10 protein-coding genes and 1 tRNA gene are annotated in these 12,136 nt (G+C 43.6%); 2 read left to right on the forward strand and 9 right to left on the reverse strand.

What is annotated here, in order from left to right; all coding sequences use genetic code 11:
- Positions 1-210 precede the first annotated feature (210 nt).
- The 9 genes from JFC10_RS03460 to JFC10_RS03500 form a co-directional block, all read right to left on the reverse strand.
- The gene (locus tag JFC10_RS03460; protein WP_198331694.1) at positions 211-1,152 is read right to left on the reverse strand and encodes a DMT family transporter; all 942 of its coding nucleotides are present in this window, start codon (positions 1,150-1,152) and stop codon (positions 211-213) included.
- Complete coding sequence (locus JFC10_RS03465; protein ID WP_198331695.1) at positions 1,145-2,365, reverse strand: flavin monoamine oxidase family protein; 1,221 nt, start codon at positions 2,363-2,365, stop codon at positions 1,145-1,147. Before JFC10_RS03465 ends, JFC10_RS03460 begins: the two co-directional genes overlap by 8 nt.
- 42 nt (positions 2,366-2,407) lie before the next feature.
- Positions 2,408-2,830: a tetratricopeptide repeat protein gene (locus tag JFC10_RS03470; RefSeq protein WP_193012183.1), complete on the reverse strand. Its 423-nt coding sequence runs from the start codon at positions 2,828-2,830 to the stop codon at positions 2,408-2,410.
- A 257-nt stretch (positions 2,831-3,087) separates the two neighbouring features.
- Complete coding sequence (locus JFC10_RS03475; protein ID WP_198331696.1) at positions 3,088-3,576, reverse strand: M48 metallopeptidase family protein; 489 nt, start codon at positions 3,574-3,576, stop codon at positions 3,088-3,090.
- A gap of 266 nt (positions 3,577-3,842) precedes the next feature.
- Positions 3,843-5,888, reverse strand: a complete 2,046-nt coding sequence (betT, locus tag JFC10_RS03480; RefSeq protein WP_198331697.1) for a choline BCCT transporter BetT — start codon at positions 5,886-5,888, stop codon at positions 3,843-3,845.
- A gap of 307 nt (positions 5,889-6,195) precedes the next feature.
- Complete coding sequence (betA, locus tag JFC10_RS03485; RefSeq protein ID WP_198331698.1) at positions 6,196-7,896, reverse strand: choline dehydrogenase; 1,701 nt, start codon at positions 7,894-7,896, stop codon at positions 6,196-6,198.
- Positions 7,897-8,014: 118 nt separating this feature from the next.
- Positions 8,015-9,487 carry a betaine-aldehyde dehydrogenase gene (gene betB / locus JFC10_RS03490; protein WP_198331859.1) on the reverse strand — a complete coding sequence of 491 codons (1,473 nt, stop codon included), beginning with the start codon at positions 9,485-9,487 and terminating at the stop codon, positions 8,015-8,017.
- Between the two features lie 214 nt (positions 9,488-9,701).
- The gene (locus tag JFC10_RS03495; RefSeq protein WP_198331699.1) at positions 9,702-10,274 is read right to left on the reverse strand and encodes a TetR/AcrR family transcriptional regulator; all 573 of its coding nucleotides are present in this window, start codon (positions 10,272-10,274) and stop codon (positions 9,702-9,704) included.
- A gap of 1 nt (position 10,275) precedes the next feature.
- Complete coding sequence (locus JFC10_RS03500) at positions 10,276-10,620, reverse strand: DMT family transporter (RefSeq protein ID WP_198331700.1); 345 nt, start codon at positions 10,618-10,620, stop codon at positions 10,276-10,278.
- Between the two features lie 530 nt (positions 10,621-11,150).
- Here JFC10_RS03500 and JFC10_RS03505 point away from each other — a divergent pair.
- Both JFC10_RS03505 and JFC10_RS03510 read left to right on the forward strand, forming a co-directional pair.
- Positions 11,151-11,226, forward strand: a tRNA-Asn gene (locus tag JFC10_RS03505).
- A 374-nt stretch (positions 11,227-11,600) separates the two neighbouring features.
- Positions 11,601-11,942 carry a CopG family transcriptional regulator gene (locus tag JFC10_RS03510; protein WP_109589375.1) on the forward strand — a complete coding sequence of 114 codons (342 nt, stop codon included), beginning with the start codon at positions 11,601-11,603 and terminating at the stop codon, positions 11,940-11,942.
- The last annotated feature ends 194 nt before the right edge of the window (positions 11,943-12,136 follow it).

Raw genomic sequence — 12,136 nt, forward strand, 5'->3', positions numbered from 1 at the left:
AAAGTATAAATTGGCGGGGCCATTAATACTCAAGCCTTAACTAGGTTTTATAAGGCTGGATTAGACACAAAATAGTCAATGTGCGAGTTGCATGATGACATTTCTACCTTGTCGCGTTTTTATAGAGTTGTACTGCCAACATACACCCTAGTATGTTCATTAGTCTATAGGTTGGCGGCATTTATGAGTGCGCTATCCTGATGGTCATCTTTACATATTTTCTGTCGATGTGTTCGCCATTTTTACCCCGCCCCATGTCACCAAACCAACGCCCAGCGCAATCAATGAAGCACCCAAAAACAGCCCTGCGGGTGGCGCTTCCCCTTGTAAAAAAATAGCAACCGGCACACCAACGACGGCACCTACCGAGCCTAATAAACTCAATAACACGGGGCCACCCGTTTTTTGCAAGAGAAACAATAGCAAAAACTGACCCGCAAATACGCCTGCTTGTATAGCAATCAAACCTAGCGACAACCAGTCTAGCCGCATATTGACTGAAAAATTAGGCAATACACTAAATGCCAGCAGCAACAGCGACGCCGCGATTAGCATGCCTGGAGCGAGTGCACTAGGAGACGCCTTATCAGGCCAGCGTAAAGTACGATATATATTACCGATAGCCAGTAGCACTGGCCCACAAAGCGCCATCAAAATCCAAAAAGTACTGGCGTCTGGCGCTGAAAACTTACGCGCTGCCAATACGCCTGCGCCAAGAAGCGCAGCGGCCACCCCTAAAGCGCGGACGATATTAAATCGCTCCATCCGCAGTGCCAGTGCGCCAAGATAAGTTAGCAATGGTGGAAGCGAGATAATGAGCGCGACAAAACCTGCACCCACATGTGGAATAGCCGAAAACAGTAGCAAATTAGAGCCTGCAACACTAATAAGGGCAGCCACAAAATAGTACTCAAAGCTACGCGCATTTAAGGGAGGTAATTCGTGCCGTATGAATGCAACGAACAATAAAATCGCAGCAGCGCCCGTGATGGACCAAAAGAGAAATACCAATGGTGTCATACCTATCTCACCAGCATATTTTGCCAAATTGGTAGAAAGACCAATCAGGCCTCCTCCGCCTAACAAGCAAGCAAAAGGGATGAGCCATGTACTCTTCTTGCGAGAGGCTTGCTGCTTTAAAGACTCACTCATCCACTATCCTATTGGGTGGCGACGCTGATGACGATAGCGCATCAGACAAACCTAAATCTAAACCTTGTACCGCCTTATGTGCCGCGTCGATAGCACCAGCAACATAACCAGAGAACGCTTCTGACCATTCACTTGCGCTACCCGTTAGGCAGTCTTGCCATACACCTGTGTTTGGCTTAGCGGTAGGTGCTACGGCATGTTGACCTGCGCCACTGGCATCAGCAAGCGTCGCGGTCAATGAATCTTGCGCCCAATCTTTCAGATATTCAGCCGTTGGCATCTCTGCTTGTGCGCCAAATAAACGTACCAGTTGCGCACGGCAATGGGCTTTTAGCTCCATTTCTGAGACGCTTTTTCGGATATGAGCAGGCACTCCAAAGAAACCAAACAAGGCACCTTCTCCCGCTGCCAAGGACGCATCGTGAATCTCTGTAAGTGGCCCTACTGCACTTCGTGCTGATCCTGATAACCCTTGATTCCGCCAAAACGGCGAATCATAAACCGCGACATATTTGGCATGTGGCGCCATCCATGTCGCGGTTTCTTGCCATTCTTTTGCCAAATCCTGCGGTAAAGCTGGCTCAAACACTAAAGTACTCGCCGCCAAACGAGGCGGTAGCGCAAGTAACACATGCTGTGTGTGATAAGTGTTTATTTGACCAGCTGTCATATGTACAGAGCTGCTCTCAATTTTGATACCTCGATCAGTCTTGGTTAAACGCCGAACAACTTGACCCGTCACGATACGATTGGCATCTAGGCGATTATATAAAGCATCAATCAATGAGGTCATACCGCCTACAAGACGCATAGACGGTGGCGAGCTTTGATAGCCTTGAGTACGGATAGGTAACTCATTGGCGGCACGTTCAACCATCATGTCACCGTCTTCGAACTGCGCAAAACGCAGTAGATGCAACGTTTCAATAAGGCGACTTAACTGCAGCTGATAATCAGGCCAAAACCACGATGGCCCTAAATCGAAGCCATCACCCAACTGCTCATTATCAGAACTTGAGCTTTTATCAGACATCTCTGTTGATGCCTTATCTATTGAGGCTTTTTTTATTAATGATGGAGCAACAGCGATGCGCCCGCCCAATCTATCACGCGCCTCAAGCAATATATAATCGATACCTCGTTGCTCTAATAAAAACGCCGCATATAAGCCACTCAAACCACCACCGATAATTGCAATAGGTAGGTCTTGCATAACAAATCATTCCTGCTTAGTTGAAGCTATTCAGCATTGAGATTATTCAGCCAACAACTTGGTAAGCAGCTCGTCTATCTCAACCTTAAACTCTTTATCCTCAATCTTATTAGCCGTGACTTTGGCATTCTGTAGATTGAGGATAGCCGCATCTTTTTCACCCATTTCAATCTGCAAGACCGCCATAGAAAAGGCGATCGATGACATGTGATCTTTCGAATTAATCGCCGTTGCTTTTGCTAATGCTTTGTCATAAATAATTAAAGCTTCGTCTAAATCTTCGGTAAAGTCAGCCAATGTTTCCCACTGTTCTGGATGGTCTTTATCGGTATTTTCATTATCGTTACAAATGGCTTCTAATTCGGCATAAAACCCATCAAACGCTGCTTGATTGCCTATACGGTCAGCCTCTAATAACTCTTCAGCTAAGGTATAAATTGCTTTATAAATTTTGGTATTAATCATTGTGTTCTCTATTGTTGGTTAGGTAATGTTATTCATTTAATGAGCAGTAAACATTTAATTTGGACAAGCTTATCACGCTTGTCTATTCGTATTGATTTTTTAATTAAGGTGTCTAGTAAAAAGGATGGTTCAAGCATAGCGATAGTCGTTTCAAACTAATTTGAATACAAGGAAGTCGAGTGAGCGTACGACACAGAGTAGACTAAACGGGACTGACAGCGTGTCTGTTTTCTAAAGGACTGACTGAATGAGCCAAATCACAACTCTCGCCAGTGCAGCCATAGGCGCGTATCTAACTCAAACTGATGATACTCTGGCTCCATATGGCAGCATAACTGATAAAAAGCTTTGTTATGCTCATGCTCTTTAAAATGCGCCAATTCATGCACAACAATCATGTGCAAAAACTCAGGCGGTGCTTCCTGAAATAAGCTGGCCACGGTGATGCTGTTATGGGATTTTAGCTTACTACCCTGTACACGCGACTGGGTGGTATGAATGCCCAGCGCATGCTTAAGGACAGTTAACTTGCTACTATAACTGACATTGGATAACTGGCCAATTTTACGCATAGATTGGTTTTTTATCTCATTGATGTATTGATAAAGAGCCTTATCACTTTTTATTTGGTGCTGATTGGGATACTTGTTTTCTAGATATTCTCCTAATCTGCCATCACTAATCAGCTGTGCCGCTTGGGTTTGAATTTGCTCAGAATAATGAGCGATGTACTTTAATGTGGTCACAAATTTATCCTTTGCTGATCTGTTAAAACTTGTCTTTATATATTTTACCCTATATCTCCTATTTACCCATAACCAGTTCAAGATGTTTTGGAACCAAAGAAGGCGCGCAAAAGTACTACAGAGAGTAGACTGAGGAACCTGACACCATATCCGCTTTATATTGGACTGACGATTAGCATAAATAAACCCCATAAGCTGTATTCAACTTATGGGGTTGTTTCTCACGATATTTTTACTGAACTATTTAGAGTATATTAATGAGTGAATTAACGCTCTAAATGGAGATACTGCAAATGGCGCTCGTACTGATTTAAAATATCGACCAACACTTGCTCTTTGGAGTAGCCAACCAAGTCATACTCTTGCGAGCCTTCGCTTAAGAACACTTCAGCACGATAATAGTATTCGGCGTGTTTAGTTGATGTGCTCAATGTAAAGTTAGGACGCTCCGCTTTGATCAAATTAACTTCATAAATAAAGTCATCTTCATCACCGTGTCCAACCCGTAATTTTAGACCATCTATTTGACCGCTACTCTCATCCATGCCTTCATCTATATCTTGTCCGATATGTTCAGGGTTACGGATATCCAAAGAGGTTTTTAGACCGCCTGCGGCAAACTCTTTTTCAACTTCCGTCATGGCAGGTCTTACTACACTTTGTAAAAACCGTTCAACTTGTGCATGTCTAGGGAAACTGACGATACGTTGCAAGCGTGCTTTCCAGCTCTTACCGCTATCAAGCACATTAGCCGTACCAATCGTACTGGCTTTGCGCTTATTACCTTCCTCTTTTAACGACTTCCACATAGCCATCATATAAAGCACCAAAATAAGCGAAAACGGTAAGCCAGCAATCACAGATACTGACTGTAATGAGGCAAAACCACCTGCAAATAATAATCCTAAAGTAATAAAACCCGTTGCCGCTGCCCAAAACAAACGCAGCCAAACAGGTGCATCAGTATCATTGGTCATGCCTCTTGAGCTCAAGTTTGCTAATACTAAAGCGCCTGAGTCAGCTGAGGTCACAAAGAAGACCAAACCAATAACCACACCAGCGAACGATAAAACATCACTGTAAGGAAAATACTCGAACAAGGCAAACATACCCATGGCAGCATCATTGACAGCGATTTCACCAAGTTCAGTTGCCCCATTAGCAACCAAGTCGATCGCCGAATTACCAAAGATAGAGAACCATGCAAAAATGAAACCAAGCGGAATAAACATCACGCCAAAGACAAACTCACGCAAGGTACGACCACGGCTAATACGCGCGATGAATAGACCAACGAACGGTGCCCAAGCGACCCACCATGCCCAGAAAAATATTGTCCAACCTGATTTCCAGTCGGCGCCAGCCTTACCATCATAGGCATACACATCAAAAGTTTTAAAGAGAATGGTTTGAAAGTATTGACCAATATTTTGGGTAAAAGTATTTAGCAAATACACCGTATTACCCATCACCAATATGGCGATTAATAGTAATATCGACGATAGCATATTAAATTCAGATAAGCGGCGTACGCCCTTTTCCACACCTGTCATCGCAGAAATAGCAGCAGCTGCAACTACACCCACAATGATAAGCGTCTGCACTGTTTTGCTAGATTCAATACCAAAAACATGGGTCAAGCCAGCATTGGCCTGCAATACCCCGATGCCTAAGCTGGTCGCAATACCCATCAAGGTACAAACGACGCCAAAGGTATCAATACTATCGCCAAGCCAACCTTTGATTAAACGCTCGCCAAAGATAGGCGTCAACGGTGAACGTAAGGCTAATGGCATGTTTTTACGATAAGCAAAGTACGCCAATGCCATACCAATTAGTGCATAAATACCCCAACCATGTAGACCCCAATGTAAAAAAGTCTGCGACAGAGCTTGACGCATAGCTTCTGCGCTGGCAGGCTCCAGTCCCGTATGCGGCGTTAAATAATGCATTAACGGCTCAGAGGCACCAAAAAATAGTAAATCAATACCAATACCCGCAGAGAACAACATCGCGGCCCATGCTAAAAACGGGAACTGTGCTTTTTCGTGGTCTTGCCCAAGCTTGATGTCGCCGTATTTAGAAAAACCAACAAATAATGCAAATATACTATAAGCGGCAACCACCAGCATGTAATACCAGCCAAAACTCTCTGATACCCATGCCATGCTAGCGCTTAATAATGTCTCACTATAATCTGGAAACGCAATCGTCCAGATGATTAATAAAATAGAAATAATAGCTGAACCTAAAAAAACTGTCTTGTTTAGAGTCAGGGGTTTCGTCGCATCTTTTGATGGCGAGCTGTACATAAAAGACCTCAATAGGTAAATTAAACAGGATCTGATATTGCTTTGTCCGTCATAATCTTATGACTTATAATCGCATGACATACAAATAACTGCATGACGCACAAAGCAGTACCAATAAATAAAAATTGCGATGTAAACTATTAAAAAATAGCAAAGCAAATGATAAGCAGATTTAACCACAACGGTTTTCATCTTTATAAATGTGAGCACTGATAAAAAAGACCTTTACTGCGAAAGGTCTTCTTATTGAAATTGTCTTATATCGTTTTTTGTCCCACATCTTGTATGGCGACTTAGCTATTGAAAGTTAGACAGTAGAGCGGTAAGCACGCATTGGCTCAGCTCTAAGCGGTGCGCCATTTGCAGTAAAGTAGTCTACCGTCGAGCGTGGCAGCTGTATGCCGCGCATCTTATCGACGATTTTTTCTGCCAGCATAATGGTGGTTGCGTTCAGGTTGCCACTGATGATATTTGGCATAATTGACGCATCAACGACGCGCAAGCCATCGATACCATGTACTAGCCCCTCTCCATTGACGACCGAATCATTGCCTTCGCCCATCGCACAGGTACAAGACGGATGATAAGCCGTCTCGCTATGATTACGAACATATTCGTCTAGCTGTGCATCGGTCACCAAATCATCGGTTGGTGCAATGGCGCGACCACGATAAGGGTCGAGCGCTGGCTGATGCATAATCTCACGAGTGATACGCATGGCAGCGCGGAACTCCTGCCAGTCTTGATCATGAGACATATAGTTAAACAAGATGCTCGGATGCGCACTTGGGTCTTTCGAGGTCAGCTTGACGCGACCACGACTTGGCGAGCGCAATGAACCTACATGCGCTTGGAAACTATGCGATTTCACCGCACTGCGACCATCGTAGCGCACCGCTAATGGTAAGAAGTGATACTGGATATTGGGGTGAGTAAACTTCTCATCGGTACGGATAAAACCGCCCCCTTCAAACTGATTTGACGCACCAAGCCCTGTGCCATTGAACAGCCATTCAGCACCGATTGCAGGCTTATTCCACCATTTGTTGGCAGGGGCAATCGACACTGGCAGCTTGCATTCATACTGCATATACAGCTCTAAATGGTCTTGTAGATTATTACCAACACCCGGTAAATCTAAAATCTCATTGACGCCCAAATCTTTGAGCCATTTACCAGGGCCAATACCTGAACGCTGCAACAGTTGCGGCGAGGCTATCGCACCCGATGAAACAATCACTTCACGAGACGCATGGAAGTTTTTGGTTTGACCTTGATGTTCTACTTTCACACCGACAGCACGTTTGCCATCGAACAAAATCACATCAGTCAATGCACCCGTCAAAATCGTGATATTGCTACGCGGTTTGGCACGGTCGAGATAACCACGAGCAGTCGAGGCGCGGCGACCATTAGGCGTGACAAAACGATCCATCGGACCAAAGCCTTCTTGCTGATAGCCGTTTAGGTCTTCAGTGCGCGGATAGCCTGCTTGCACACCCGCTTCGATCATCGCTTGGAACAGCGGATTGACTCCTGGCTTGGAAGTGGTCATCTCAACGGGACCACCGACGCCATGATAATCGTTTTCGCCAGCGTCGCGATTCTCTAGCTTTTTAAAATAAGGCAGGCAGTCCAAATACGTCCAATCCTCTAAGCCTTTGATCTCAGACCAATCATCAAAATCTAGCGCATTACCACGGATATAGCACATCCCATTAATCAAAGACGAGCCACCTAACCCTTTACCACGACCACAATCCATGACGCGGTTATTCATATACGGCTCAGGATCGGTTTTATAGCCCCAGTTATAAGTGGTGCCTTGCAATGGCATGGCGAGCGCTGCTGGCATCTGCGTGCGAAAGTCTAAGCGATGGTCTGGACGACCCGCTTCTAACAGCAACACCTTAATGTTGGCATCCTCGGTCAAACGGGTGGCCAGCACATTGCCTGCTGAGCCTGCGCCGACGATGATGTAGTCATATTCAGGTGTGGTTGATGTCATAAAACGCTCCATAATATTAAAAAATCCATCATTTCATATCAGTAAGGTAGTGCCAAAAGGACAAATTATTCCTAATATGCCAACCTTACTGTTTTAAAAATTTTTACCATACAACTGGTTAAAATACCGATTCGAACTTACCTAGCTCTACTTGGATAGATTTGGTCTGCGTATAATGCTCAAGGGCTTCAATGCCGTTTTCGCGGCCAATACCTGAGTGCTTATAACCACCAACTGGCATTTGCGCCGCTGATTCACCCCACGTATTTAACCAGCAGATACCGGCTTCAATCTGTGCAATCACGCGATGCGCTCTAGTCAAATCAGCAGTCACGACCCCAGCTGCCAAACCATAATCGGTATCATTGGCACGGCGAATCACTTCTTCTTCGCTCTCATAAGTCAATATCGACATTACTGGGCCAAAGATTTCCTCACGCACGATAGCCATATCATCGCTACAATCAGTAAATACAGTTGGTGCGACAAATGCGCCATTGGCAAGCTCGCCTGTCATGACTCGTTCACCGCCAGTTAATAAGCGAGCACCACCTTCTTTGCCTTGCTCGATATAGCCCAGCACTCTGTCCATATGCGGAAAACTGACCAATGGGCCCATATTTACGCTCTCATCCATCGGATCGCCAAGCTTAATACGCGAGACACGCGTTAAAATAGCTTCTTCAAACTTGGCTTGTAAGGCTTTAGGGATAAAGACCCGCGTGCCATTAGTACATACCTGACCGGTACTGTAAAAGTTGGCCATCATAGCGATGTCAGCAGCGGTATCGATATCGGCATCATCAAATATGATCAAAGGTGATTTGCCGCCAAGCTCTAAGGTCACATCCTTCAGAGATGAACTTGCAGCGCTCGACATGACTTTTTTGCCAGTCGGTACACCACCAGTGAACGAGACTTTGGCAATATCAGGGTGCTGGGTCAACGCTTCGCCTACTTTATAGTCCCCTTGTACGACGTTAAAGACACCATCTGGTAGTCCAGCTTCTGTCAAGATTTCTGCTAATTTTAAGGCAGTCAATGGCGTGACTTCTGATGGCTTGAAAATCATCGCATTACCAGCGGCTAAGGCTGGAGCTGCCTTCCACATAGCTATTTGAATAGGATAGTTCCACGCACCAATGCCAGCGACGACGCCAAGTGGCTCGCGACGGGTATAAACAAAGCTGCTATCACGCAGCGGAATTTGACGACCTTCAATCATCGGCGCAAGACCGGCATAATACTCAACGACATCGGCACCAGTGACGATATCCACATATTTGGTCTCAGAGAGCGCTTTACCCGTATCTTTGGTTTCAAGCAACGCGAGTACATCATTGCGCTCGCGCAATATTGCAACCGCCTTTAATAAAATACGACTGCGCTCAACTGCTGTCATCGCTGCCCAAACTTTCTGCCCTTTTTGTGCTGCTTTTACGGCTTCGTTAATCTGTTCACTGGTCGTTTGCTGAACGGTAGCCAGCACTTCACCCGTGGCTGGATTGATATCTTCGAAGGTGGTTAATGAGTCATCGACAGCCAAATAAAAGCCATTAATATAAGCGGTTTGAACCTTCTCTAAATCCATGATGTCTGTTAAGTTGCTTAGGTCTGTTTTTAAATCTGTCATGCAGTGCTCCTATTAACGACTGGCAAAAGCCTTATAAACAAACTGATGCCAAATAATGTCGTCAGGGGTTAAATGTTTAAAATAAATTTATATAGCCTATTGCTACAAGCCTGTCTTTCAATGATTTTTTGATAAAAAATGCTTCTTTGATCAATCATTTGAGAACAGCATTTTATTCATTCTCAGGTTGCGTCATTTTTATCAAACGCTTATGTATAGATGTTTTATCTGGAATATTAATGCCTGAAAAATCAGAGAGCCAAATACCATCAGCCACCAGACGCACCATACATAATGTTTCGGTATTGTCGGTTGCTTGATGTTTCTTTAATTGTGCATTTGCCCACTGAGCCCACAACTCACGTAACTCATTATCGCCTAGCATCAATACATATAAAGTTGCTTGATTGTCATATTCTTCCTGCCCTTTTTCGCCTAAGCTAATCGTGGCATTGATATAGGCGCGGGTAAAAGAGCCATAACGCACAGGGTCTTTAACCATGGCTTGATCGACTTCTGCCTCAAACCTCGCCATCGCATCATGAAACACTTCAAGAATGAGTGCATTTTTAGTAGTGAAGTGATGCATCACCCCGCCTTTGGTCACCCCGACCGCATCAGCGACCGCTTGAAAGGTCACTTTTGATAAGCCCTGCTCTAACGTAATTCGCGCTGCCTGATCTAACAGCGCACGACGGACAACTTCTGGTTGTTTTTTACGTTTGTAAGCGTTTTCCATTTCCATATCAGTGCACCACAGAATTAGAGAATAAGTTCATCACCACGACACCGCCCACAATCATAGCGATACCAACCACAGCTGCTGCATCAAGACTTTGCTTAAAAAACACCAAGCCAACGAGCGATGTCAATACAACCCCCAATCCGCCCCACAGTGCATAAGCAATACCAAGCGGTATGGTTTTGATGGTTTGTGTCAACAAGTAAAACGAGATGGCATAAAGCACACCCATAATCAGGGTCGGCACCAAACGCGTGAACTGCTCTGACTTGACTAAAAAAGTCGTGCCAACCACTTCGCAAATGATGGCGATGGCTAGATAACCGTAAGCAATAGTGGTAGGACTCATAGTTAGGTTACCTGTTTCAAATCAAGCATATTTTCTCGATTACGCATCAGTTAGTAGGCATAAATGGTTTAAATACATATTTTTAAATACATATTAAAGAAACCATACGGTCGGTATTCTATAGACATATTCTAGCAATGTGAAGGGCTGTTTACGACTTTTTTGTTTCAAGGGACACAGAGATTGCTTTACTATTCAAAAAGATAGGCGACTTGTCTAATCAAATTACAGGTAGATTTTATAATCTACCCTGCATAAATAAGGGTTTTACCATTTTTAGCTCATTTAAAAGATATTAGATTGAATTGAGGAGATGGCCTAGTCAATGAATGAAAATATTAGAGGTCAAATTTGCCACAACACTCCGTTTTATAAGGGATTAATGGTTATTTTTGACAGATGACAATAATATTTATAAATAATGGCATAATAAGGTTGACAGCCTATAACAACTTGGCTAAAATGTGCCCCACATAACGCAAACAAGACAAGCGATAGCGCTTACCTAACTTGTCGTTATACCAACTTATTCTCCAATAGCTCAGTTGGTAGAGCAACGGACTGTTAATCCGTGTGTCCCTGGTTCGAGCCCAGGTTGGAGAGCCATATACTAAAAACCTTCATCATTATTTGATGAAGGTTTTTTTATGGCTGCCGTTTTCAATTAAAAAGATAACCACAATATTAGGGCGTGTCCTCATTTTAAAAATGGTGATAAAAATGAGATAAATTACCGTCAAACAAGGAAACTAGCACAAATAATATCGAGATATTGATAAGCTATTTGACGATGTTTGGCAAAATTTAGTCATTTTTTGCCTATTTAGAGGTTAATCGATTGAATTGAGGACATGCCCTAGTACGATTGGCATGGCTACGGTGTTCTTTTAGGCGTTTTTGTTGTATGGTAAGGATAGTTTTGATTGGGTTAATTTTTGTCTGAGTGCTTTACTCCTACTCACTAAAAATAATGGTTTATTATGATACCTGTACGTGTAAAAAATAAGTTTTCTGATCATCCGCAAAAAATCATGCGCCCGATCAGTATTCGTTTGTCTGAAGAGATGATTTCGTTATTAGAAGCCACTTCAAAGGAATTGGGGTTTAAACGCATCCAAGGGCTTATTCGTTTATATATCCGCCAAGGACTTGACCGCGATCATCAGGACTATACCCTAGCCCATGATGAGGTGTTCATCGAAAGTCTGCGCAAACGCGGTGTTAGTCAGCATATTATTGATGAGGCTATTGTCGTGACCCATAATAACAATATTACTCACTCACTATCTGAGCTTCAAGAAAATGACCAAGCTCATGACTAACTATCTGCGTTAAAAGCCATGTGCTGAGTAAAAACAGCAATTCAAAACGACTATACTATTAGTTAGTCGTTAATTAAATAGTCGTTAAGTGTTACTGATTTTAATAAAAAAAGACTGAGTCTGCCTAATCGCACTCAGTCTTTTTTTGTGGGCATAATAAACACATCGGTTACGATTACTTCTCAAACCTTATT

It is taken from the genome of Psychrobacter aquimaris, from assembly GCF_016107525.1.
Classification (GTDB): Bacteria; Pseudomonadota; Gammaproteobacteria; order Pseudomonadales; family Moraxellaceae; genus Psychrobacter; species Psychrobacter aquimaris.